Below are 24785 nucleotides of genomic sequence, written 5' to 3'. Positions count from 1 at the left end.
GCCTGTCACTTGATTGGGCATAATAGAGAGAAGATCCCATGACCGCCCCGCTCCGTATCAACGAAGCTCTTTTGATTGCCAACCGCGCATTCCAACCTTTTCAATGCGTGGCCTGGGCCCCACAAGACGGCAATGGCGAACTCAGCCTGACCATTATCGACCGCACCAATACCCACATCGGCCGTACGCAAATCCCTTGCAGTACGTATTCCGACCCGGCGCAACTTGAACACCTTCTGGAAGAAGCTCGCGCTGAACTGAGCGAGGAAGGTTACACGCTGCAATCGTGGTCCATGCCGCACTAAGGCGCCTTGGCGGATTACTTACGGGTAATCCGCCCCCTCGCCTTTCATTGTGTCGACTATTTTCGGTAGTCACTGCCCTTGCATTCCAACTTGCCTGCCACGAATTAATTGGCAGGCTTGCCAGTGGTTCGAAAAGACACTGTTCTGGCACACAGCGACCCTCCACCTGTAAGTTGTGACAGTTGTGCAATTGTCCATTCAGGGATTGAATGTTTTGCACACGCAGTTGCCCCCCGGTATCCGGATTTCGGTCAGCTCGCAAGGAGATGCGCGCATGCCAGATCAGACTGCTTTTGCCCGCCCTGCAGCGCAACACACGGCAGGCCACCTCGATAAAAACTTCGCCTCCAGTGGCAAAACCCAAGTGTATTTTGCCGGCAGCACATCGAGCATCGCCAACAGCGTGGCGATCGACTCGGACGGTCGTGTGCTGGTGGCGGCGAAAGTCGGCACGCGCGATGGCCATTGCTTTGGCCTGGCGCGCTTGCTTGAAGACGGTTCGGCGGACCTGGCATTCGGCGCTCGGGGCAGCGTCATCGGTCAATTCCAGCGCGGTTATGAGGCCATGGCGGGTAAAGTCCTTGTCCTGGCCGACGGAAACATTCTGGTCGCCGGCCTGCATTATGAAAACGCTCACCAGACGTTACCGGCCCTGGCGCTGTTCGACTCGCAAGGTCACCCGGTCAGGGATTTTGGCGACAATGGAAGTTGCGTCATTCGCCTGCCGGGCAATCTGTCCCTGGGCATGCGCGACGCCTGGCTCCCTCCCGGTGTGCCGGGGGCAGAAGCCTGCGATGTCCAGGTTCAGTCTGACGGCCGCATACTGCTGCTGGCCAACCACCATTTTGAACTGGCCGATCACGTTGGCCTGCTGATTCGCCTCACCCGTCATGGCGCGCTGGACACCTCTTTCAATGGTCGCGGCTTTGTCATGGTCAGGCATTTGCTGATGAATTCCTGGCTCAGCTGCCTGATGGTGCAGCGGGACGGTCGAATCATGGTCGGCGGCTCGATCAATTTCCCTGAAGAAGGCTTGCTGGCGCGCTACCTCCCCGACGGCAGCCTGGATGATCACTTCGCCGTGGATGGTTTCATGACCTTCAGTGTTGAGGGACGCAGCGCTCAGGTCAGCCAGATCCTCCAGCAGGAAAATGGAGATTTGCAGTGCTTTGGCAGCAGTCGCGATCCGATGCAATGCCTGGCGCTGAAACTGCACAGCAACGGTCGCCCGGACGTTCATTGCAACGGTGGCAAGCCCCACTTGCTGAAAATCGGTCGTAGCGGCTGCCAATGGACCGCCGCCCAGCTTCAGCCTGACGGCCGGGTGCTGACGGTAGGCGCCACGATTGGCGGGGTCGAAGCCGACTTCCTGCTGGCCCGGTATTTACCTGGCGGACAGCTGGATCCCGGCTTCGCCGAGGGCACCTGCTGGGTTCGCACCCGGTTGGGTCGCAGCCTCGACACGGCCACATCGGTGGCCGTTCAGGCGGACGGGGGCATCGTCGCAGGCGGTTATTCGCTGGATGGCAACTACCGGGCGGTTGTGGTGCGCTATCTCGGGCAAGCCAACAAATTTTCCCGCGCTTGATCTTCCCTTCGGCTTACGGCAAGTTGCGCGCTTCTTAATACAAGGAGTAGCCAATGTCCGGCTCAATGGCCCACGCCTTCGCGCACAATTTTCTCGGCCAATCACCTCGCTGGTACAAGGCGAGTATCGTCGGTTTCCTGATCCTCAATGCCCTGGTGTTGTGGACGGTCGGTCCGGTCGCGGCCGGTTGGCTACTGGTGCTGGAGTTCATTTTCACCCTGGCCATGGCGCTCAAGTGTTATCCGCTGATGCCCGGCGGATTGCTGCTGGTTGAAGCGCTGCTGCTGAAAATGACCACGCCTCAGGCGCTCTATGACGAACTGGTGCACAACTTCCCGGTGATCCTGCTGCTGATGTTCATGGTGGCGGGCATCTACTTCATGAAAGACCTGCTGTTGTTTCTGTTCTCGCGCCTGTTGCTGGGGGTTCGTTCCAAGGCCCTGCTGGCCTTGATGTTCTGCTTTCTCTCGGCGTTCCTGTCGGCGTTCCTCGATGCCTTGACGGTGACGGCCGTGATCATCAGTGCAACCGTGGGGTTTTACTCGGTCTATCACCGCGTCGCCTCGGGCAACGATCCGCGCCAGGACAGCGCCTTCAGCGATGATCAGCTCCTGCCCAAACTGCATCATGACGACTTGGATCAATTTCGTGCATTCCTGCGCAGCCTGCTGATGCACGGCGCCGTGGGCACGGCATTGGGCGGTGTTTGCACGCTGGTCGGCGAGCCGCAGAACCTGTTGATCGGCCATGAAATGGGCTGGCACTTCTCCGAATTCTTTCTGAAAGTCGCGCCCGTTTCATTGCCGGTATTGGTCGCAGGCCTGGTGACCTGCGTCTTGCTGGAGAAACTGCGCTGGTTCGGTTACGGCACGCTTTTGCCGGACAACGTGCGCGCGGTCCTGGCCAACTACGCCGCCGAAGACAACGCCGAACGCACCTCGCGCCAGCGCGCAGCCCTGATCGTTCAAGGGCTGGCGGCGCTGATTCTGATTGGCTGCCTGGGGTTTCACGTGGCCGAAGTGGGCCTGATCGGCTTGATGGTGATCGTGTTGATCACCGCCTTCACTGGCATCACCGACGAGCACCGCCTCGGCAACGCGTTCAAGGACGCCATGCCGTTCACGGCACTGCTGGTGGTGTTCTTCGCAGTGGTCGCAGTGATCCACGATCAGCAGTTGTTCACGCCGCTGATCCAGTGGGTGCTGACGCTGCCGGCCGATCAGCAACCCGGCATGTTGTACATAGCCAACGGTCTGCTGTCGGCGATCAGCGATAACGTGTTTGTCGCGACCATTTACATCACCGAAGTGAAACAGGCGTTCATCTCCGGCCACATGAGCCGTGAGCATTTTGAAACGCTGGCGATTGCGATCAATACCGGCACCAACCTGCCGAGCGTGGCGACGCCTAACGGCCAGGCGGCGTTTCTGTTCTTGCTGACGTCGGCGATTGCGCCGCTGATACGGTTGTCGTATGGACGGATGGTGTGGATGGCGTTGCCGTATACGGTGGTGATGGGCGTGTTGGGTTGGTACGCCGTCAGTTACTGGCTGTAAACACCGAACAAATGTGGGAGCGAGCCTGCTCCCACATTAGATTTAGGTGAACTGGCGAGGGAGGATGTATTGCTCGATCGCCTGGGCCGCACCGTCTTCGGTATTGGCGCCTGTCACCACATCGGCCTGGCGCTTCACTGCCTCTTCCGCCTGCCCCATGGCAATCGACAGCCCGGCGCGATGGAACATCGCCGGGTCATTGCCGCCATCGCCCATCGCCGCTGTCTGTTCCAGCGGCACACCGAGAAACTCGGCCAGTGTCGCCAGTGCCGCGCCCTTGTTGGCCTGCATCGCCGTCACGTCCAGGTACACCGGTTGCGAGCGCGAGACCTGTGCCTGGCCTTGCACTTTCGGCAACAGCTGCGCTTCCAGCTCGATCAACAGTTGCGTGTTGTGGCTGGTGGCGACGATCTTGTCGATGCGCGTCAGAAACGGCTCGAAGCTCTCGACCACCACCGGCGGATAGCCGAGGCCGTGCTGTTCGCGCGGGACCATCGGCCCGTTCGGGTCTTTCAGCAACCAGTCGCCGCCACTGAACACCCAGACTTCAACGTCCGGCTGATCGGCAAACAGTGCCAACGCGGTCAGCGCCGCCGTGGCTGGCAGATAGTGGGCGACCAGCAAGCTGCCGTCCGGATTGACGATCGTGCCGCCATTGAACGCCGCCGTCGGCAGGTCGACGCCGAGGGCTTCGATCTGCTGCAGCATGGCTTTCGGTGGACGCCCGGTGGCCAGGCTGAACAGCACGCCGGCCTCGCGCAAGGAACGGACTGCCTCGATCGTGCGCTGGCTTAGGCTGTGATCGGGCAGCAGCAACGTGCCGTCCATGTCACTGAGCAGAAAACGGATGGGCTGTTGCCGGACGTCACTCATCCGAGGCCGTGCCAGACGCGACCGTCGCGAGCCAGCAGTTCATCAGCCGCCTCGGGGCCGTTCTCGCCGGCCGGATAGCGCTGCACGCTCGCGTCCTGCTGCCAGGCATCGAGGAATGGCTGCACGGCGCGCCAGCCGTTTTCGATGTTGTCGGCACGCTGGAACAGCGTCTGATCGCCGGTGAGGCAATCGTAGATCAGTGTTTCGTAGCCGGTAGACGGCTGCATTTCAAAGAAATCCTTGTAGGCAAATCCGAGCTCAATGTTAGCCATTTTCAGCGCCGGCCCGGGCCGTTTGGCCAGCAGGTCGAACCACATGCCTTCGTTGGGTTGAATCTGAATTCGCAGGTAGGTCGGTTGCAGCTCATCGACCTCGGTATCGCGGAACTGCGCGTACGGCGCAGGCTTGAAGCAGATGACGATCTCGGTGTCACGCACGCTCATGCGCTTGCCGGTGCGCAGGTAGAACGGCACGCCGACCCAGCGCCAGTTGTCGATCATGACTTTCAGCGCAACGTAGGTTTCAGTGTTGCTGTCGGGCGCTACGTTGCCTTCCTCGCGATAACCGGCCAAGGCTTTGCCATCGAGTTCGCCGGCCGCGTATTGGCCACGCACCGAGTTGGCCCGCGCTTCTTCCGTGGACCACGGACGAATCGCGCCGACAACCTTGGCTTTCTCGCCACGAACCGCATCGGCGCCAAACGCTGCCGGCGGTTCCATCGCCACCATCGCCAGCAACTGGAACAGGTGGTTGGGCACCATGTCCCGCAGGGCGCCGGTGTGTTCATAAAAACTGCCACGGGTTTCCACGCCGACGGTTTCGGCGGCGGTGATCTGTACGTGGTCGATGTAATGGTTGTTCCAGAATGCTTCGAACAGGCTGTTGGAGAACCGGCTGATCAGAATGTTCTGCACGGTTTCCTTGCCCAGGTAGTGATCGATCCGGTAGATCTGGTTTTCCGACATTACCTTGAGCAAGCACGCGTTCAAGGCTTCAGCCGTGTGCAGATCGGAACCGAACGGTTTTTCGATCACCACCCTTCTGAACGCTTCAGGCGACTCTTGCAGCAAGCCGGCGGAGCCGAGACGGCGCACCACTTCACTGAAGAAACGCGGCGCGGTGGCCAGGTAGAACACCGCGTTGCCCGTGCCGCTGGCGGCGATTTTTGCCGCCAGCGCTTGATAAGTGCTGTCGTCCAGGAAGTCGCCCTGAACGTAGCTGATGCCTTTGGCCAGTTTGGCCCACAGCGCCGGATCAAGGGCTTCATCGCCCTTGCCGACTTTGGTGGCCGCTTCGGTCCGAATGAAATCTTCGAGCTTCTGCGCAAAGGCTTCATCAGTGATGGCGTTGTGGTCAACGCCGATGATCCGCAGTCCATCGCCAAGCAGACCGTCGCGACTCAGGTTGTACAGCGCCGGCATCAGCAAGCGCTTGACCAGGTCACCATGGGCACCGAACAAAAACAGCGTGGTCGGTGGTGCGGGTTCTGCCTTGGATTTATTGCGGATCAGACGAGTCATTTTTTCGAAGTCTCCACATGGCCGCCGAAGCCGAAGCGCTGGGCCGAGAGAATCTTGTCGCCAAAAGTGCCTTGGCCGCGTGAACGGTAGCGGGAGAACAACGAGTTCGACAGCACCGGGACGGGCACCGATTGCTCCATGGCGGCTTCGATGGTCCAGCGGCCTTCACCGCTGTCGGCCACGGAGCCGGAGTAACCGTCGAGTTTCGGATCGCTGGCCAACGCGTCGGCGGTCAGGTCGAGCAACCAGGACGACACCACGCTGCCGCGGCGCCAGACTTCAGCGATGTCGGCCACGTTCAGGTCGAAGCGCTGGTCTTCCGGCAGGTTGGTGCTGGCCTTGGTCTTGAGGATGTCGAAGCCTTCGGCGAAGGCCTGCATCATCCCGTACTCGATGCCGTTGTGGATCATCTTCACGAAATGGCCAGAGCCTGCGGGACCGGCGTGGATGTAACCACGCTCGGCGCGATCGTCTTCCGACTTGCGGTCCTTGGTGCGAGGGATGTCGCCCATGCCTGGTGCCAGGCTGTCGAACAGCGGATCAAGGCGTTTCACCACCTCGGCTTCGCCGCCGATCATCATGCAGTAACCGCGCTCCAGGCCCCAGACGCCGCCGGAGGTGCCGACGTCGATGTAGTGCAGGCCTTTCTCCGAGAGGGTTTTCGCCCGGCGGATGTCGTCCTTATAGAAGGTGTTGCCACCGTCGATGATGGTATCGCCGGCTTCGAGCAAGGTGCTCAGGGTGTCGATGGTGTCTTCGGTCGGCGCGCCGGCCGGCAGCATGACCCACACCGCACGTGGCTTGGCCAGGCCTGAAACCAGCGCCGGCAGGTCGATGACGCCCTTGGCGCCTTCTGCGGCCAGGGTGTCGACAAAAGCGGTATTGCGGTCGTAAACAACGGTGGTATGCCCGTTGAGCATCAAGCGACGCGCAATATTACCGCCCATGCGGCCCAGTCCAATAATCCCGAGTTGCATGTGCTGATGCTCCCTACTACAAATAATGTGTGTCAAAGGTTATAGCCCAACGCGACTAATGTGGGTTAGTCCAGAGCGTTGGCGTGAAGTTTCCGGGCATTGTGCCCGATCCTGACTGATAACGTCAGAAATCGAACTGAAGACACACCGACCATGAAAAATAAAAAAGTTCCCTTCAGGGGCAAAAGAAATCAAAATTGGCGCCGATAGTAAATAAGCACCGATGTCGGGGCGGATTTACAGTTGAGACAGCCATTTGCGAGGTGAGCAATGGGCACAGTACAAGCAGCACGGCCAGCACAAACCCTTTACGTCACGATCCGTCGTGATGAATTGCGCCAGTTGAAAGAAGAGCGCGACCTGTTGAAACAGGAGCTCGCGCAGCTGCGCTTACTCACACAAAGCTCTTCGGCTCAGCCCTTGCCCGTCACTCAGCGCGCTCCTCACGCCTGATCCCCTCGCTTGATTCGGAGACAGCGCTCTGCTGTTTCCGATACCGCTTCCCTGCCTTGCCGTTTACGGCAACTCACAAAGTTTTCACATCCGACTGTTGATACTCCGGCTCATTATGGCCGCTCGGTATCCGCGCGGTTTCCGTTCGTCGGCTACATGGAAGGCTCCCGACGGGTCGACGTGATTACCTGGCGGGAGCGCTGAATGACTGGTTTCAAACGCAGCACTACGACTGCGAAAGGTTTCGATTGGGCAGGATTTCTCTGGTTGTTCCTGTTCTTCTGGTATTTTTCCGGCATTACCCAACTGCTGATTCAACTGACGGGCACCTCGGGTTTCACCGGGTTCCGCCAGGCTTTTGTGATGAGCGCCATCTGGCTCGCGCCGATGTTGCTGTTCCCAAGACAGACACGGGTGTTGGCTGCGCTGATCGGCCTGGTGCTGTGGGCCTGTTCGATGGCCAGCCTGGGTTACTTCTTCATCTATCAGCAGGAATTCTCCCAGAGCGTCATCTTCATCATGTTCGAATCGAACATCTCTGAAGCTGGCGAGTACATGACCCAGTATTTTGCCTGGTGGATGGTGGCGGCGTTCCTCGCCCACACGCTGTTCGCGTATTTCCTGTGGACTCGCTTGCGCCCGGTGTACATGCCCCGCGGTCGCGCGCTGGTGGCCGCGACCGCGATTCTGGTGGCCGTGGTCGGTTACCCGCTGATCAAGCAAACCGCACGCACCGGCAGCCTGGCTGGTGGCTTCGAGAAATTCGAAACCCGTATCGAGCCGGCCGTGCCCTGGCAAATGGCGGTGGCGTATCACCGCTACCTCGACACCCTGGCCGGCATGCAGGACATGCTCGACAGCGCCAGCAAGATTGCGCCGCTGAAAAACCTCAAGGACACCATGGCAAACCAGCCAGCGACCCTGGTGCTGGTGATCGGCGAGTCCACCAACCGCCAACGCATGAGTCTCTACGGCTACCCGCGTGAAACCACGCCGGAACTGGACAAGCTCAAGGATCAGATGGCGGTCTTCGACAACGTCATCACCCCGCGCCCGTACACCATCGAGGCGCTGCAGCAGGTGCTGACCTTCGCCGACGAAGAGAACCCGGACCTATACCTGTCCACACCGTCGCTGGTCAGCATGATGAAACAGGCGGGTTACAAGACCTTCTGGATCACCAACCAGCAAACCATGACCAAACGCAACACCATGCTCACGACGTTCTCCGAACAGGCCGACGAGCAGGTGTACCTGAACAACAACCGCAACCAGAACGCCGCGCAGTACGATGGCGACGTGATCGCCCCGTTCAACAAGGCCCTGGCGGACGCCGCGCCGCGCAAGCTGATCGTGGTGCACTTGCTCGGTACTCACATGAGCTATCAGTACCGTTATCCGCCGACCTTCAACAAGTTCACCGATCGCAAGGGTGTGCCGGACGGCGTGCGTGACGATCAGGTGCCGACGTACAACAGCTATGACAACGCAGTGCTGTACAACGATTTCGTGGTGTCGAGCCTGATCAAGGACTACGCCAAGTCCGATCCGAACGGCTTCCTGATGTACCTCTCCGACCACGGCGAAGACGTCTTCGATTCTCCGGGCCACAACACGCTGGGGCGTAATGAGGCCAAGCCGACGGCGCCGATGTACACCATTCCGTTCATGGCCTGGGCTTCGCCGAAATGGCGTGAAACCCACGACTGGAGTTTTGCCGGTGACCTGGGGCGGCCTTACAGCAGTTCGCACCTGATCCACACCTGGGCGGATCTGGCCGGGCTGAGTTTCGATGAACTGGACCGCAGCAAAAGCGTGGTCAGTGACAGCTTCAAGCCGCGTCCGTTGATGATCGGCAATCCTTACGAGCGGCAGTCGCGTCCGTTGATAGACTTCAGCCTGATGAAGCCCAAGGCCAAGCCTGGGGATCCGGAAGTCGCGCATAACTAAAGATCTTAAGGACTGATTCCGATCTTTTCGTATGGCGAGAAACCTGTGGGAGCGAGCCTGCTCGCGATGAGCCCCTATCAGTCAACATAAGTGTTGAATGTCAGACCGCTATCGCGAGCGGGCTCGCTCCCACATGGGATTGCGCCAGCCCTTTTTTCCTGCGCGTCAACGCCTTCCGAAACACCTTAAAATAACAATAATTCTCGTTTAGACCTAAATCCCCTCTCCCCCCTTCGTCTTTGAACAAACGGAATTTTTCCATCGAAGACAAGGAGTCGGCTGCGATGTTCGCGCCTATCACCCGTTCCATGACCTTTACCCTGGGCCTGTGCAGTGCCGCTCTGAGCCCCGATCTATTGGCCGAAACCGCCCCGGATCAAGCACCCAGTCGCACCCTCGAACTGGGTGCCACCAATGTGACCGCCCAGGGCCTGGGCACTACCACCGAAAACACCGAGTCCTACACCACCGGCGCCATGAGCACCGCGACGCGGCTGAACCTGTCGATCAAGGAAACGCCGCAATCGGTGTCCGTGGTCACGCGCCAGCAAATGGACGATTTCAAACTCGGCACGCTCTCCGAAGCCATGAGCCAGACCACCGGCGTGGTGGTTCAGCACAACGACTCGGACCGCGTCAGCTATTCGTCCCGTGGTTACTCGATCAACAATTTCCAGATCGACGGGATGCTCAACACCTTCAGCTACATGAAGTCCGATTCCGACACCATCATCTACGACCGCATCGAAGTGGTCCGCGGCGCGACCGGCCTGACCACAGGCGCCGGCGACCCTTCGGCGACGATCAACATGGTGCGCAAACGCCCGACTGCGCAATGGGAAGCCCAGACTGGTGTCAGCGGCGGCAGCTATGACGATTACTACAGCTACGTCGACGTTGGCGGACCGCTGGCCTTCGACGGTCGCCTGCGCGGTCGCGGTGTGCTGGCCTACCGCGACAGCGGCTCCTACCGTGACAAGTACCAGCAGCAAAGGGAAGTCGGCTACGGCATTCTCGAAGCCGACCTGACCGATGACACCGTGCTGGCCGTGGGTTACGACTACCAGGACAAACAGGTGCAAGGCACTTCCTGGGGCACCGTGCCGTACTGGAACGCAGATGGCAGCAAAGCCAACCTCGGACGTTCCACCAACATGGCCACACCTTGGAGTTCCTGGCCGCTGAAGGACAAGACCGCGTTCACCACGCTGGATCAGCAACTAGGTGCCGGCTGGCACCTCAAGGCAGCCTACACCCACCGCGAGAGCGACACCGACGGCAAGATTTACTACGGCGGTGGCGGTTTCCCCGAGGCGGATCGCAGCGGCATGTTCGCCAACGTCAGCCACATGATCGGCACGCAAAAAATGAAGGCCTATGACTTCAACGTCTCCGGCCCTTATTCGCTGTTCGGTCGTGAGCACGAAATGATGATCGGCTATGGCGAAGCCGAACGCAGCGAAGACAACCCTTACACGGTAGACAGCCCACGGTCGGCGGATTACGAGAAAGTCCCCGACTGGAAGTACATGGGCGGCATTCCCAAATTCCCCGACACCGTCACCGGCCTGAAAGGCTCCGACGAAAGCACCCGGCAAAAGGCCGGTTATCTGGCCACGCGCCTGACGTTGACCGACGATCTGCACGCGGTGCTCGGCAGTCGCTACGGCACTTGGGAGATTTCGAAAAACACTTACAAATACGACAGCAACCTGCAACTGACCGGGGTCGAAAACACCCGCCAACAGCACAACGACATGTGGACGCCGTACGCCGGGCTGCTCTACGACATCACGCCTGAATACACCGCATACATCAGCTACACCGACATTTTCAAACCGCAGGACGACCGCGACAGCCATCACAAGTACCTGGAACCGGTGGTCGGCAGCAACTATGAACTGGGGCTCAAGGGCAGCCTGCTGGAGGAACGACTTAACCTCGCCACTGCGCTGTTCTGGAGCAAGCAGGACAACGTCGCCGAACTCGATGATTCGGTGCCACCGGACCCGGTCACCGGTGAGGAATTCTTCAAGTCGGGGGGCAAGGGCAACAAGGTTCAAGGCTTTGAAGCCGAGGTTTCCGGCGAGGTCATGGCAGGCTGGAACATGACGGCCGGCTACACCTACACCCACTCGGCCAATGGCGAGAAGCAGCGCAACAACACCAACCAGCCATTGAACATGTTCCGCTTCTCCACGGCTTATCGCCTGCCCGGCGATTGGCAGGCGCTGACCGTGGGCGGTGCGGTGAACTGGCAGAGCGACGTCTACCGCGCCGCCAGACGCCCGGTCGGACGTGGTGCCGATGGCGAGATCATCACCGCCAGTACCAACATCCGCCAGCAGGCTTACACCGTGGTCAAGCTGATGTCGCGTTACGAATTCGACAAGCACCTGTCGGCTTCGCTGAACGTCGACAACCTGTTCGACAAAAAGTATTACGACAACGTCGGCTTCTACAACGGCGTCTATTGGGGCGACCCGCGCACGGTCACCTTGAGCCTGGACTGGAAGCTCTGACGCGGTTAATTCCCAATTCACGGAATCGGCGGATAATGTCCCGGCAACATTGCTTCATGGATGGAAGGCACCCGATATCCGTAGTGGGAGGCAAACCATGAAACGTACTGCGTTGATCCTCGCCAGTCTGATGATGTTCGGTTCGACCGCGGCCTTTGCCGAAGGCGGCGCCGAGCGCATGCGGTATTACTTCGAAACCCTGCATCTCAAACAACAGCAGGCAAACGGCATCGAAATCAGGTCTATAGAACTGAGGGTTCCGAACGATCAAACCGCACAGGTGACCGAAACCTATCGGCCGAAATAAACGATGGTAAACGGGCGTCCGGATGGACGCCCTTTTTTGTGCCCGCTCGAAAGGTTTCAAGCACTCAGCAGCACCCCAAAAATCCCGCCCAACAGCACCAGCAACCACGGCGGGCATCGCCAGAACAGCAGCGCCATCAATCCCAGCGCCGCCAACAGCACATCCAGCGGGCTGAGGATCGAGGTGGTCCACAACGGCTGATACAACGCGGCCAGCAACAACCCGACCACCCCGGCATTCACCCCGGCCAGCGCCGCTTGCACCCGGCCATTGCCACGCAAGCGCTGCCAGAACGGCAGCACGCCGATCACCAGCAGCAGCGACGGCAGGAATACTGCCACGACACACACCAGCGCACCGCTCCAGCCGCTGATGGAGGCGCCGAGAAACGCTGCGAAGGTGAACAGCGGGCCCGGCATCGCTTGTGCGGCGGCGTAACCGGCGAGAAATACGTCATTGTTCAGCAGTCCTGTGCCCACCACCTGACTTTGCAGCAGCGGCAACACGACGTGACCGCCACCGAACACCAGCGCCCCGGTGCGGTAGAAGCCGTCGAACAAGCTGAGCAGCGAGTCCGGCGAGCGGTGCGCGATCAGCGGTAAACCCAGCAACAAGACCAAGAACAGAGCCATCGCCAGCCAGCCTGCCAGGCGCCTGACCGGAATAGACAGGCCGTCCCGTTGCACGGCATTTGTGTTGTGCAGCAACGCCAGGCCGAACACCGCCGCCACGGCCATAACCGCCATCTGCCCGACTGACGTTGGCCAGAGCAACACCCCGACAGTCGCCATCAGCATGATGCCTACACGCACCGGACCTCGACATAACGTGCGGGCCATTCCCCACACGGCGTGGGCCACCACGGCGACGGCGACGATTTTCAGCCCGTGAATCAGACCCGCTGGCAGAGCCCAGCCACTTTGGGTGATACCGAACGCCAACAACGTGAGGATCAGCGCCGAAGGCAAGGTGAAACCGGCCCAAGCCGCCAACGCCCCCGAATAGCCGCCACGGGACAAGCCCAATGCCATGCCCACCTGACTGCTCGCCGGGCCCGGCAGAAACTGGCACAGGGCAATCAATTCGGCGTAAGCGGCTTCACTCAGCCAGTGCCGACGCGCCACAAACTCGCTACGAAAATAGCCCAGATGCGCGACAGGTCCGCCAAACGAGGTCAGCCCCAGACGCAGGAAGATCAGGAAAATCGCCCACGGCTTGTCTGCCTCGGGTGCCCTGCCCTGCGCGTCATCGAGGCTGTCCATGGGTGTTAAAGATCCTTGATCCAGAACAGCATTCGGCCATGGGCGGGATCGAACATGCCGGGCGCAAATCCGAATTTGCCATAAGACGCCTGCGCGACGGCATTGCCTTCGAGAACTTCCAGGGTGATCTTGCAGCAGCCGCGTTGACGGGCGATGTCTTCAACCTTTTGCAGCATCTTCTGGCTCAGCCCCAGACCGCGAAACCGCGGCACCACCGACACATCGTGCACGTTGACCAGCGGCCGACAGGCAAACGTCGAGAAGCCTTCGAAGCAATTGACCAGACCGGCAGGCTCGCCGCGGACAAACGCCAGTACGCTGAACGCATGGGGACGCTTGGCCAGTTCCCCCGGCAGTTGCTGCAGAATGTCTTCGGGCAACGGTTGACCGCCACCCATCGGGTCCTGGGCGTAGGCGTTGAGCACCACACCGATGGCCTCGGCATGCAGCGGATTGGTGTAGCTGGCCTGCAGTACCAGAATTTCTGCGGATTCCATTTCCATTGTCACATCCCTTCAAATTGTCCCGGCGCGTCTCTCGCGCCGGGAGGTCGACGGACATTATCGCGAGGCGCAGTTGTCGACAACCCGAACCTGCCTCAAACGCCCCAAATCAGCGTTTCGGTCCAGCCCAGTTCGGCAAAATCCCCGGCCCGCAGGCGCGATTCACCGGCACAGAAAAATTCGTCCAGCTGCGGCGGTTTGACCGAGGTGCCGCTGAGCATCGCGTGGACCTGGCCGCGATGATGAATCTGGTGTTCGAACAGGTGGGACAGCAGACGCAAACGGCTGTCATGTTGCGGTGTGTCCCGGGCGATGGTCACTATTCGCCCGAGGTCGGCGTCGCGCAATTGTTCGCAGTAGGCAATCAGGCGACGGTCGACGTGCGCTTGTTCACGCTGCAGATTGGCGCCCACCGCAAACGGTTCGTCCACGGTGAAGAACACCAGGCAATCAGGATGCGGGTCGTCACCGCGCAACTCCCGCTCCAGTGCATCCACGTAAAACCAGTCGCAGGTCAGAATGTGGTTGAGCGTGGCCATGAGGCTGGGGAAGAAGCTGACGCGCGGCGCCGCCAGTTCGGTCGGACTCAACTGACTCCAGGCCTTGGCGAGTCGGTGATTGGCCCAGGCATTCTGGTAAGCCATGGTCAGCAAATGATGAGACAGGGGCTGATTCATGTTCGCGACTCCCGGTCATTAGGCTTCGGCGAAACGTTGCAGCTGCATTTCCTGTAAACGGCTTAACGTGCGTCGAAACGGAAACTCCAGATAACCTTCGGTGTACAACGCCGCCATCGGCACCTGCGCTTCGAGGTACAGCGGCACCTTGCGGTCGTAACACTCGTCCACCAGGGCGATGAAACGCCGGACACCGTCATCATGCACCGACAATTGCGGCAGCTCGCGATCACCGGCCACGACTCGCTCGGCGCCGTCTTCTGTGCCTCGGGCGATGCGACCTTCGCGTTTCTGCGCGCTGAGATTGGGCACGTCACTCAACAGAATAGCGCTGAAGGTGTCGCACAGCGCCATGAAGTCCATGGCGGCGAACGGTTGTTCGCACAGCTCGGCAAAACGGCACCAAAGCACGGTGGCACTGGCCTGCACCACGTTGACTGAACGGTAACCGACCGTGATCGGCGCGTCGGACAGCGACTGGCCGACGGTCAACGCCTTGAACACCTCACCGAGCGCGCTGGGCTGCCCGGGAGCCGTCACCCAGAACCGTTGCAGCGCGGTGCCGGGATGCAGGCGATGGTCTTCGCCGCCGTCCACAGCGATCACCTGCATGTGCTGTTTGATCGCCTCGATGGCAGGCACGAAACGGTCGCGGTTGAATCCATCGGCGTACAGCTGATCCGGTGGCTGATTGGAGGTGCAAACCACCACCACGCCCTGCTCGAACATCACCTGAAACAAACGCCCGAGAATGATTGCGTCACCAATGTCGTTGACGAACAGCTCATCGAAACACAACACCCGCACTTCCTGGCTCAACTCACGGGCCAGCGCCTTCAGCGGGTCGGCGGTGCCGGTCAGCTGGAACGAGCGCTGATGCACCCAACCCATGAAATGGTGAAAGTGCTGGCGCCGGGCCGGGACTTTCAGGGTTTGGTAGAACTGATCCATCAGCCAGGTCTTGCCGCGTCCGACCGGGCCCCAGAGGTAAACCCCCGTGATCGGCGTGCGCCCTTCATGCAAGGCCTCGTGGCATTTTTGCAGCGCCCACACGGCATGTTCCTGGGCTTCGTCCTGGACGAAGCCCTTCTGTTCGATGGCCTGTTGCCAAGCGCTTAGGGGAGAGTCGACATTCATGCGCGGGAGTATGCCACGCGTGTGGAGTTACAGAGAGATGTCTAGCCGGGCGATCTTGCCCTGTTCGTTGAGGCGAAACATGTAGCGCAGCTCCAAGGGGCTGCCGGGAAAGGTCCCGGAGATCAGGTTGTGCACCAGCACTTTGCCGGTACGCTGCTGAACGTCGAGCACTTCGACCCGGGGTTCATAGCGTTGCGCGGTGTCTTGCATCCATTGGGCGATGGCTTGCGTGCCGATCCGGTGCTGGCCTTCATCGAACACGTTGGCATCCTCAGCGAAAAAACTGCCGACCCGCGAGGTGTCGCGGGCATTGGCGGCAGCAATGTAGGCGGCGATGGCGGGCGCCAGTGAATTGGCTGGATTGGACATGGGTGCGGCTCCTTGTTGATTGATTCTGGAGCCATGCTAGAACAGGTCTGTGTCAGTTCTTGTCAGGAGTGAAACGCCCGGCTTCATCCAGTTGCATCTGCTTGCGCCATGTACGCAACAGATCGCTGCGCCGCCCCGGATAACGCTCGTCCTGTGCATGGGCGGCCGAAATCCGGTCCGTACGAAAGGTGCGGTAGGCACCGCGTAATTCACACCAGGCGACAATAATCCGCACTTCATTGAGAAAGCCCAGCGCCAGTGGCCAGATCAACCGCTGACTGGGCACTTGATGAGCGTCCGCATAATCGATGTTCAGTTTGGACTGATCACGGATAGCCTGGCGAAACACATTCAGGGGCACGGCATTTTGCGGATAACCATAGCCGCGCGGACCCGGCAGCACCGTCGGATTGCGCAATGCATCTTGTGCTTCAGGCGCCAACACCGCAGCAATCTTCGCCAGGGCGTCGGCCGCGGCTTTGCTCAATACCTCGTCGCCACGCTGATCGACATAGCGCAAACCGAGCACGATGGCTTCGGTTTCGTCGGCATTGAGCATCAAGGGCGGCAGGAACAGACCGCTGCGCAACACGTAGCCGACCCCTGCTTCGCCGAAAATCGGTGCACCCAGCGCCGTCAGCTCGGCGATGTCGCGGTACAGCGTGCGTTCGGAAATCTCCAGCTCGCCGGCCAGCATCGCAGCCGTGGCCGGACGACTTTTACCTCGCAGCACTTGCAGCAACGTGAGTAAACGAGTGGTACGCGACACGGTCTGTAGGCTCTTTCCTGAAAAGTCGCCGGAGCTTAGCAGAGGCTGCTGTCAGAAACTGGCAGTAGAAAATCGCCAGATAACGACATGTGTGGGGAGGTCTTTTGTGGCGAGGGGATTTATCCCCGTTCGGCTGCGAAGCAGTCGTAATTCCGATCACTCGGTTTGTCTGGAAGGACGCCGGGGCCGCTTCGCAGCCCAACGGGGATAAATCCCCTCGCCACAGTTTTTGGTCGACTGAAGGAGCATTGCGCCGGTGGTCAGCCTTTTTGCCCCGAATGAAAATGCGCCTTGACGGCTCATATTACTCGCATCATATTAAATACATGTTGCCAGTCATTTAAACTCATCCCGGCGTCGTTCTTCAGGAGTTACCTCATGCATTACAAAGTCTTCGGCCGTAAAACCGGCCTGCGGGTCTCTGAACTGGCGCTGGGCGCCGGCAACTTCGGCACCGGTTGGGGGCATGGCGCCGAGCGTGACGAAGCCAAGCGCATTTTCGATGGCTACCTGGAAGCCGGCGGCAACTTCATCGACACCGCCAACGGTTATCAGGGCGGCCAGTCGGAAGCCATGCTCAGCGAGTTCATCGCTGCGGAACGAGATCGCCTGGTCATTGCTACCAAATACACCTTGGGGACTACGCCAGCCGCGGGCATTTCCCACACCGGCAATAACCGCAAGAACATGGTTCGCGCCGTGGAAGAAAGCCTGAAACGGCTCAACACCGATCACATCGACCTGTTCTGGGCGCACATGAGCGACGGCGTCACGCCGATGGAAGAAATCCTGCGCGGCTTCGACGATCTGGTGCGTGCCGGCAAGATTCACTACGCCGGGCTATCCAACTTCCCGGCCTGGCGCATCGCACGTGCGGATTTGTTGGCCGAAGTGCGCGGTTACTCGCCCATTGCCGCGATTCAGGTCGAGTACAGCCTTGTCGAGCGCACGGCTGAACGTGAACAACTGCCGATGGCCGAGGCACTGGGCCTGGCCGCGACGTTATGGTCGCCGTTGGGTGGCGGCTTTCTTACCGGCAAGTACCGCAGCAATGAAGGTGACAACCGCGCCGCCAAACTCGGCATGCTGATTCATGCTGAAAAAAGTGCCCGGGAAACCGCCCTGCTCGATGCCTTGCTCGCGGTGGCGACTGAACTTGGAGCCACGCCGACCCACGTCGCCATTGCCTGGCTTCGGGAAAAGGCCAAGCGTTCGACGACGGCGCTGATTCCGATCCTGGGTTCGCGCACCCGTGAACAACTGGATGCGACGTTGGGCGCACTGAACGTGCAATTGAGTGCCGAGCAGTTGTCGCGGCTGGATGGGGTGAGTGAGGTGGCAAAAGGTGTGCCCCACGAGTCCATTGCCGGGTCGTTTGCACGGTTTACCGGAGCCGTAACCCTCGACCTGCCCATCATTCCAGTGGCCTGATACCAATCAAAATGTGGGAGCGAGCCTGCTCGCGATGGGGCCATAACATTCAACATTAATGCTGAATGTCAGACCGCTATCGCGAGCAGGCTCGCTCCCACATTTCGTACTGCGTTTTACCGGTCGACCTTATGTTTGGCCGCGAATAAACACAGCATCTCCATCGCCAACGTCGCCGCCGCCAGCGAAGTAATGTCCGCATGGTCGTAGGCCGGCGCCACTTCTACCACGTCCATTCCCACCAGATTGATCCCGCGCAATCCGCCCAGAATCTCCAGTGCCTGCACGGTGCTCAAACCGCCGCACACTGGCGTTCCGGTACCGGGGGCGAACGCCGGGTCGAGACAATCGATGTCGAACGTCAGGTACACCGGGTTATCCCCCACCCGCGCACGGATCGCCTCGACAATCGCCTCACACCCTTGCCGATGCACTTGCCGCGCATCCAGCACCTGAAAGCCCTGGTGATCATCGTTAGTGGTGCGCAAACCGATCTGTACCGAGCGCGACGGATCCACCAGACCTTCCTTGGCCGCGTGCCAGAACATCGTGCCGTGATCGACGCGCTTGCCCTCCTCGTCCGGCCAGGTGTCGCTGTGCGCATCGAAGTGAATCAACGACAGCGGACCATGTTTGCGCGCATGGGCCTTGAGCAGCGGATAACTGATGAAGTGGTCACCGCCGAACGTCAGCATCGCGCAACCGCCGTTCAGGATGTGCTCAGCGTGGGCCTCGATGCTTTCCGGCACTGAGTGCGGCGAGCCGTAATCGAAGTCGCAATCGCCGTAGTCAATGACTGCCAGATGATCGAACGGATCAAAGGTCCACGGCCAGTGGCGCTCCCAGGCAATCCCGGTCGATGCGGCACGAATGCCACGCGGTCCGAAGCGCGCACCGGGACGGTTGCTGGTGGCGGTGTCGAAAGGCACGCCGCTGACCACCACATCGACGCCGCGCAAATCACGGCTGTAGCGACGACGCATGAAACTGGTGATACCGGCGTAGGTACTTTCGGCGGCAGTTCCATAGAGGCTGTCGCGAGTCATGGCCTGATCGTTTTGCATAGGGACGTCCATGGTGATCTCCTTTTTATTTATTGGCGGCTACGGAAAGTGGTCCACAGGCGAGTGCGCGAGCGCATGTCCTTGAGGCTCATGCTGCGGTCGGCGTACAGCCGTTCGCGGGTGTCGGCCAGTGGGTAGATGTCCGGGTCGGTGCGCACGGCTTCGTCCACCAGCGGGGTCGCCGCCTGGTTGGCCGTGGCGAAGAACAGCGTGTTGGTCAGCGCGGCGACGGACTCGGGGCGCAGCATGAATTCGATGAATGCCCGTGCCGCTTCGGGGTGCGGCGCGTCCTTGGGAATCGCCAGATTGTCCTGCCACACCAGCGTGCCTTCCTTCGGAATCCGGTAGGCCACCTCAAACGGTTTGCCGGCCTTGCGCGCCTGGTCGGCGGCCATGCTGGCATCGCCGTTGTAGGTCAAGGCCAGGCACACGCTGCCATTGGCCAGATCGCTGATCTGCCGCCCGGTGGCGACGTACAGCACATTGGGCTGCAACTGATGCAACAACGCCTCGGCGGCTGTCAGATCGGCCTTGTCGGTGCTGTAGGGATCTTTACCGAGATAGTGCAACGCCAGTCCGATCACCTCTTGCGGCGAATCGAGAATCGCGATGCCGCAGTCCTTCAGCTTGCTGGCGTATTGCGGCTTGAACAGCAGGTCTAGGCTGTTGAGCGGCACACCCGGCAAGCGCTGTTGAACTGCTTGGACGTTCATTCCCAAACCCAGCGTGCCCCAGGTATACGGCACGCCATAACGATTGCCGGGGTCGACGGCCGCAAGTTTTTCCAGCAGATCGGGATCGAGGTTGGCGTAACCCTTGAGCCCTTCGTGAGAAATCTCCTTCAGCGCACCAGCCGCCAGACCTCGGGCCAGCACGCTGGATGACGGCACCACCACGTCATAGCCGCTGCCGCCGGTGAGCAGTTTGGTTTCCAGCACCTCCGACGAATCGAACGTGTCGTAACGCACGTGAATGCCGGTTTCCTTTTCGAAACGCTGCAAGGTTTCCGGCGCCACGTAATCGGCCCAACTGTAGAGATTGAGGGTCTTTTCCTCAGCCTGGGCCGACGCGGCCATGGCGAGGAACAGCGCGGATAAACACAGCTTGAAGACGGGAGCCATGACGAACACCTGACCAGAGGAAGTGGTTGCAGCGTGCGCGCTCGGATACATTGGCGAAATATCAAGTTTGTTAACCTGACTTTATTGCGGAGTAATGTTTGATGCTCGGTCAACTACACGACCTCGACCTGCAACTGCTGCGCTTGTTTGTTCGCGTGGTGGAGTGTGGCGGTTTCAGTGCAGCGCAAGGCGAACTGGGTTTGAGCCAATCAAGCATCAGTCAGCAAATGGCCAAACTCGAAACCCGGCTTGGCTATCGCTTGTGCAGTCGCGGCAAGGGTGGATTCAGGATCACGCCCAAGGGCGAACAGTTGCTGAGCGCGACACGCGGGCTGTTTGAATCCATCGAAGCGTTCCGGCATCAATCCAATGGCGTGGCCGGTCGCTTGATCGGCGAAGTGCGACTGGGTTTGTCCGAAGCCCTCGATCAATCGGTGCTGCAAAAAGTCGCCGATGCGATCCGGCGGTTTCGTGAGCGGGACGAATCGGTGCGCATCGAGTTGATGAGCGCCATGCCCGGGGAAATGGAACGCCTGCTGCTGCAACAACGACTGGACCTGGCGATCGGCTACTTCTCCCAGGTGCAAAGCGCGTTTGACTACCGCGAACTGTTCAGCGAAACCCAACACCTGTATTGCGCCCCCGGGCATCCGCTGTTCACCGACGATGCGCCAGACGATCTGGCGTTGCAGGCGTGTGACCGGGTCGATCACCCCTATCGTTTTCTGCGTAGCGATGAGCCCTTTCAAGGCAAATTATGTTCGGCAAGGTCTGAGCAGGTCGAAGGCACCCTCGCCTTCATACTTTCCGGCAAACACGTCGGGTATTTGCCCAGCCACTTTGCCCGTGGCTGGGAAGACAAGGGTTTGCTGCGCGCCGTGCGGCGGGATGACCTGACTTTTGATGTGGCGTTTCACCTGGCGCGCCATCGCGCTCAAGTGCCGGGGGATGCGCAGAAAGCTTTTGAAGAGGATTTGCTCGCCGCGTTCGCCTGAGGCCAACGATTTTCCTGTGGTAGCGACCTGTGGCGAGGGGATTTAGCGAAACGTCGCACCGCCCCGTTGGGCTGCGAAGCGGCCCCCGCGTTCGTTCAGACAGACCGGTTTGTCCGGATTGACGACTGCTTCGCAGCCGAACGGGGCGGTGCGACGTTTCGCTAAATCCCCTCGCCACAGGTCGCTCCCAGAGGGTTGGTGCGAGTACGGAGGTCATCGCTCGCCACAAAATAGTCTTTCTGGCATCCTGCGCCTCCATTTTTTGACCTGGCCCCTGGCGCTTTCCTCGTGACCTCTTCCGAACACGCAAAACCCCAGTCCCGTTCCGACCTGATTTACGGTCTCAACGATCGCCCGCATCTCACGGCCACGGTCTTCGCCGCCCTGCAACATGTCCTGGCGAGTTTTGTCGGCATCATCACCCCGACCCTGATCATGGGCGGCGCCCTCGGCCTGCAAAGCGAAGTGCCGTACCTGATCAGCATGGCGTTGTTTGTTTCGGGCCTGGGCACCTTTGTTCAAGCAAGACGGTTCGGCCCGATCGGCTCCGGCCTGCTGTGCCTGCAAGGCACCAGTTTTTCGTTCATCAGCGTGATCCTGAGCGCCGGGTTCATGGTCAAGGCCCGGGGTGGCGGCACCGATGAAATTCTCTCGACAATCTTCGGCGTGTGCTTTTTCGCCGCGTTCATCGAAGTGGTATTGAGCCAGTTCATTGGCAAGCTGCGCATGCTGATTACACCCGTGGTGACCGGCACCATCATTACCCTGATGGGCCTGTCGCTGATCAAGGTCGCCATGACCGACATCGCCGGCGGCTTCGGTGCGGCGGATCTTGGCGCAGCCAGTCATCTGGCGCTGGCGGCGCTGGTGCTTGGCACGATCGTGGTGCTGAACCGGGTCGATGTGCCGTTCCTGCGCCTGGGTGCGATTGTCATTGGCCTGACCCTCGGCTATGTCGTCGCCTGGCTGATGGGCGATGTCAATTTCGCCAGCCTGCCCGACGTGCCGCTGATGAGCGTGCCGGTGCCGTTCAAGTACGGTTTCAATTTCGATTGGGTGGCGTTCGTGCCGGTGGCGGTGATTTTTCTGGTGTCACCGCTGGAAGCCGCCGGAGACCTCACCGCCAACTCGATGATTTCCCGGCAACCGGTCAAAGGCCCGATCTACATCCGCCGGATCAAGTCCGGCCTGCTCGCCGACGGCCTCAACTCGGCCATGGCGGCGGTGTTCAACAGCATGCCGATGGTGACCTTCGCGCAGAACAATGGCGTGATCCAGCTCACTGGGGTGGCCAGCCGTTACGTGGCGTTTTTCATCGCCGGTCTGTTGGTGCTGCTGGGGCTGTTCCCGATGATTGGCGCGGTGTTGCAATTGATGCCCAAACCGGTGCTCGGCGGCGCAGAACTGGTGATGTTCGGCACCGTGGCGGTGGCCGGGATCAAGATCCTCGCCGAAGCCGGTTTGCATCGGCGCAACATGCTGATCGTGGCGATTTCCATCGGCATGGGCCTTGGGGTTGCGGCGGTGCCGGAAGTGTTGCGCGAGCTGCCGAAGGCGCTGCACAACATCTTCGAATCGCCGATCACCGTCGGGGCGTTGTGCGCTATCGTGCTGAATATCTTCCTGCCCGAGGAGTTCATGGAGCTGGAAGAGGACGATTTCGACCCGGAAGCTTCGATTCTTCAGGTCATGGAAAACCCCGATGTTCCGGCCAAGGGTGAACCCGCGCGGACCGCGGCGGTCGCACAGTTGAACCGCTAGAAAGGCTCGAGGGCTGAGTTGCTGGCGGCTCAGCCCTTTTCTACTCGAGAGCCCGTTCATGCGCAGCGTCCACGCCGTCATCCTTTCCCTGCTGTTGCTCTCCCTGAGCGCCTGCGCCCTCTTCCCCCATCGCGACCCGTTGAACATCAACGTGGTCGGCATCGAGCCGCTGCAAAGCCAGGACATGGAAGTGCGCTTTGCCGTGAAGATTCGCGTGCAGAACCCCAACGAAACGTCGATCGACTACAACGGCGTGGCGCTGGACCTGGAGGTCAATGGCCAGCCGCTGGCTTCCGGTGTCAGCGATCAGTCGGGCTCGATTGCACGCTTTTCCGAAACCGTGTTGACGGTTCCGGTGAGCGTTTCGGCGTTCTCGGTGATACGCCAGACGCTGGGTCTGGGCCAGACGCAAACCTTGAACAACCTGCCTTACGTGCTGCGCGGCAAACTGGCCGGCGGTTTGTTTGGCACGATGCGCTTTGTGGACACTGGCAAACTGAGCTTGCCGGGGGCGACTGCCGGAACCTGGTAATAACGAAGGATCAGCAACGCTGAAGATCCCTTTGTGGGAGTGAGCCTGCTCCGGGCGGCGTTCCGACGATGACGGGTTATCACTCAGCATTGGAGTTGCCTGACACACCGCTATCGCCAGCAGGCTAGCTCCCACAGGAGGGGTTATGTGGTGAAGCGGACGCCGGGTCTGGCGCGTTCGTCGACGGTCAGCTCAAACACATCCGGGCGCGCGTAGTGGCCGACGACGTCGAAGTCGTAACGCGCGCGGATCAGGTCGTCGGTGTCGATTTCAGCGGTGAGCAACCCCGGCCCGTCGCGCAACGGCCCCGCCAGAATCTCGCCCATAGGCCCAACGATCACGCTGCCGCCTGCAATCAGCGGTCGATCCGCCGCCCAGTTGGCGATTTCCAAACCCAAGGCTTGCGGTGAATCCTGAACCTGACAAGCGCTAACGACGAAGCAGCGTCCTTCATGGGCGATGTGGCGCATGCTGACCTGCCACATTTCCCGCTCATCCACCGTCGGAGCGCACCAGACCTCAATCCCTTTGGCATACATCGCGGTGCGCAGCAGCGGCATCATGTTTTCCCAGCACACCACCGCGCCAATCCGCCCAACCTGGCTGTCGATCACCGGCAGCGTCGAGCCGTCGCCCTTGCCCCAGATCAATCGCTCAGTGCCGGTCGGCATCAGCTTGCGGTGTTTGGCAACCAGCCCGGCCTGCGGATCGAACAGCAATGCCGTGCAATGCAAGGTGCTGCCGGCGCGCTCGATGGCGCCGATCACCAGATTGGCGCCAGTGCGCGCCGACAATCCGGCCAGCGCTTCAGTCTCGGCACCGGGCACGTCGATGGCGTTGGCAAAATACCGCGCAAAGGCTTCACGACCTTCCGGCAACCGGTAGCCCAGCTGAGTGCCAAAGCCCTCGCCTTTGGGGTAGCCGCCCAGCAACGCTTCAGGCATGACCACCAGCGCGGCGCCAGATTCGATAATCGCGCTTTCCCAGGCAAGAATCTGTTCGAGGGTTTCAGCCTTGCCGCCGGGCAAGGCGCCGATCTGTAGGGCTGCAACGATGGACTTGGGCATGGCGGTCACTCCGAAACGCATTGAGATGTTGCTCATTCTCATGCGC

The 24785-nt window shown here is 60.3% G+C and carries 23 protein-coding genes; 11 read left to right on the top strand and 12 right to left on the bottom strand.

The features are described from left to right. Positions 1-38: 38 nt before the first annotated feature. The 3 genes from ACRC4F_RS10455 (at position 39) to nhaB (ending at position 3449) form a co-directional block, all read left to right on the top strand. A complete protein-coding gene (locus tag ACRC4F_RS10455) occupies positions 39-305 on the top strand; it encodes a hypothetical protein (RefSeq protein ID WP_403097907.1) in 267 nt (88 codons plus the stop codon). A gap of 274 nt (positions 306-579) precedes the next feature. Beyond that, entirely contained in the window at positions 580-1893 is a 1314-nt protein-coding gene (locus ACRC4F_RS10450; RefSeq protein WP_438659241.1) for a hypothetical protein, read from the top strand. 53 nt (positions 1894-1946) lie between these two features. Beyond that, a complete protein-coding gene (nhaB, locus tag ACRC4F_RS10445) occupies positions 1947-3449 on the top strand; it encodes a sodium/proton antiporter NhaB (protein ID WP_438659240.1) in 1503 nt (500 codons plus the stop codon). Between the two features lie 42 nt (positions 3450-3491). On the opposite strand, the gene ACRC4F_RS10440 is transcribed toward nhaB, so the two are convergent. From ACRC4F_RS10440 to gnd, 3 genes are read right to left on the bottom strand one after another with little or no spacing between them, the layout of a single operon-like run. Next, entirely contained in the window at positions 3492-4322 is an 831-nt protein-coding gene (locus ACRC4F_RS10440) for an HAD family hydrolase (RefSeq protein WP_438659239.1), read from the bottom strand. Then, positions 4319-5842, bottom strand: coding sequence for a glucose-6-phosphate dehydrogenase (gene zwf, locus ACRC4F_RS10435; protein WP_438659238.1), 1524 nt, complete (start codon positions 5840-5842; stop codon positions 4319-4321). The genes ACRC4F_RS10440 and zwf overlap by 4 nt, the downstream gene beginning before the upstream one ends. Then, a complete protein-coding gene (gene gnd, locus ACRC4F_RS10430) occupies positions 5839-6819 on the bottom strand; it encodes a phosphogluconate dehydrogenase (NAD(+)-dependent, decarboxylating) (protein WP_438659237.1) in 981 nt (326 codons plus the stop codon). Before gnd ends, zwf begins: the two co-directional genes overlap by 4 nt. 270 nt (positions 6820-7089) lie before the next feature. Here gnd and ACRC4F_RS10425 point away from each other — a divergent pair, with 270 nt between their 5' ends. The 4 genes from ACRC4F_RS10425 (at position 7090) to ACRC4F_RS10410 (ending at position 12051) form a co-directional block, all read left to right on the top strand. Next, complete coding sequence (locus ACRC4F_RS10425; protein ID WP_109630878.1) at positions 7090-7272, top strand: DUF6026 family protein; 183 nt, start codon at positions 7090-7092, stop codon at positions 7270-7272. A 204-nt stretch (positions 7273-7476) separates the two neighbouring features. Continuing rightward, complete coding sequence (locus ACRC4F_RS10420) at positions 7477-9222, top strand: phosphoethanolamine transferase CptA (RefSeq protein ID WP_438659236.1); 1746 nt, start codon at positions 7477-7479, stop codon at positions 9220-9222. Positions 9223-9506: 284 nt separating this feature from the next. Further along, entirely contained in the window at positions 9507-11744 is a 2238-nt protein-coding gene (locus tag ACRC4F_RS10415) for a TonB-dependent siderophore receptor (protein ID WP_438659235.1), read from the top strand. 97 nt (positions 11745-11841) lie between these two features. Continuing rightward, positions 11842-12051 (top strand): hypothetical protein, encoded by a 210-nt coding sequence (locus tag ACRC4F_RS10410; protein ID WP_438659234.1) that lies wholly within the window; start codon positions 11842-11844, stop codon positions 12049-12051. Positions 12052-12107: 56 nt separating this feature from the next. On the opposite strand, the gene chrA is transcribed toward ACRC4F_RS10410, so the two are convergent. The 6 genes from chrA to ACRC4F_RS10380 all read right to left on the bottom strand — a co-directional run bounded on the left by chrA (position 12108) and on the right by ACRC4F_RS10380 (position 16768). Next, on the bottom strand, positions 12108-13313 hold the full coding sequence (chrA, locus tag ACRC4F_RS10405; protein ID WP_438659233.1) for a chromate efflux transporter: 1206 nt from the start codon (positions 13311-13313) through the stop codon (positions 12108-12110). Positions 13314-13318: 5 nt separating this feature from the next. After that, positions 13319-13810, bottom strand: coding sequence for a GNAT family N-acetyltransferase (locus ACRC4F_RS10400; RefSeq protein WP_438659284.1), 492 nt, complete (start codon positions 13808-13810; stop codon positions 13319-13321). A 101-nt stretch (positions 13811-13911) separates the two neighbouring features. After that, positions 13912-14493 (bottom strand): DinB family protein, encoded by a 582-nt coding sequence (locus ACRC4F_RS10395; protein ID WP_438659232.1) that lies wholly within the window; start codon positions 14491-14493, stop codon positions 13912-13914. An 18-nt stretch (positions 14494-14511) separates the two neighbouring features. Beyond that, positions 14512-15630 (bottom strand): cell division protein ZapE, encoded by a 1119-nt coding sequence (gene zapE / locus ACRC4F_RS10390; RefSeq protein WP_438659231.1) that lies wholly within the window; start codon positions 15628-15630, stop codon positions 14512-14514. A 27-nt stretch (positions 15631-15657) separates the two neighbouring features. Continuing rightward, the gene (locus ACRC4F_RS10385; RefSeq protein WP_438659230.1) at positions 15658-15999 is read right to left on the bottom strand and encodes a nuclear transport factor 2 family protein; all 342 of its coding nucleotides are present in this window, start codon (positions 15997-15999) and stop codon (positions 15658-15660) included. 52 nt (positions 16000-16051) lie between these two features. Then, positions 16052-16768: a helix-turn-helix transcriptional regulator gene (locus ACRC4F_RS10380; RefSeq protein ID WP_438659229.1), complete on the bottom strand. Its 717-nt coding sequence runs from the start codon at positions 16766-16768 to the stop codon at positions 16052-16054. A 378-nt stretch (positions 16769-17146) separates the two neighbouring features. Between ACRC4F_RS10380 and ACRC4F_RS10375 the strand changes: the two genes are divergently transcribed. Then, complete coding sequence (locus ACRC4F_RS10375; protein WP_438659228.1) at positions 17147-18199, top strand: aldo/keto reductase; 1053 nt, start codon at positions 17147-17149, stop codon at positions 18197-18199. Positions 18200-18315: 116 nt separating this feature from the next. Here ACRC4F_RS10375 and speB read toward each other — a convergent pair whose 3' ends face one another. Next, positions 18316-19275: an agmatinase gene (gene speB, locus ACRC4F_RS10370; protein WP_438659227.1), complete on the bottom strand. Its 960-nt coding sequence runs from the start codon at positions 19273-19275 to the stop codon at positions 18316-18318. A gap of 17 nt (positions 19276-19292) precedes the next feature. Further along, complete coding sequence (locus ACRC4F_RS10365) at positions 19293-20384, bottom strand: polyamine ABC transporter substrate-binding protein (RefSeq protein ID WP_438659226.1); 1092 nt, start codon at positions 20382-20384, stop codon at positions 19293-19295. A gap of 101 nt (positions 20385-20485) precedes the next feature. On the opposite strand from ACRC4F_RS10365, the gene ACRC4F_RS10360 reads away from it, so the two are divergent. The 3 genes from ACRC4F_RS10360 to ACRC4F_RS10350 all read left to right on the top strand — a co-directional run bounded on the left by ACRC4F_RS10360 (position 20486) and on the right by ACRC4F_RS10350 (position 23672). Then, a complete protein-coding gene (locus tag ACRC4F_RS10360) occupies positions 20486-21379 on the top strand; it encodes a LysR family transcriptional regulator (RefSeq protein WP_438659225.1) in 894 nt (297 codons plus the stop codon). 288 nt (positions 21380-21667) lie between these two features. Continuing rightward, on the top strand, positions 21668-23140 hold the full coding sequence (locus ACRC4F_RS10355) for a nucleobase:cation symporter-2 family protein (RefSeq protein WP_438659224.1): 1473 nt from the start codon (positions 21668-21670) through the stop codon (positions 23138-23140). A 58-nt stretch (positions 23141-23198) separates the two neighbouring features. Beyond that, a complete protein-coding gene (locus ACRC4F_RS10350; RefSeq protein WP_438659223.1) occupies positions 23199-23672 on the top strand; it encodes an LEA type 2 family protein in 474 nt (157 codons plus the stop codon). Between the two features lie 143 nt (positions 23673-23815). Here the strand turns inward: ACRC4F_RS10350 and ACRC4F_RS10345 are convergent, their stop codons facing one another. Beyond that, positions 23816-24739, bottom strand: a complete 924-nt coding sequence (locus ACRC4F_RS10345) for a carbon-nitrogen hydrolase family protein (protein WP_438659283.1) — start codon at positions 24737-24739, stop codon at positions 23816-23818. Positions 24740-24785 lie beyond the last annotated feature (46 nt).

The organism is Pseudomonas sp. (assembly GCF_051660785.1).
Lineage (GTDB): Bacteria > Pseudomonadota > Gammaproteobacteria > Pseudomonadales > Pseudomonadaceae > Aquipseudomonas.
Note: the sequence above shows the minus strand (reverse complement) of the source record. Positions and strands in the feature narration are given on the sequence as shown.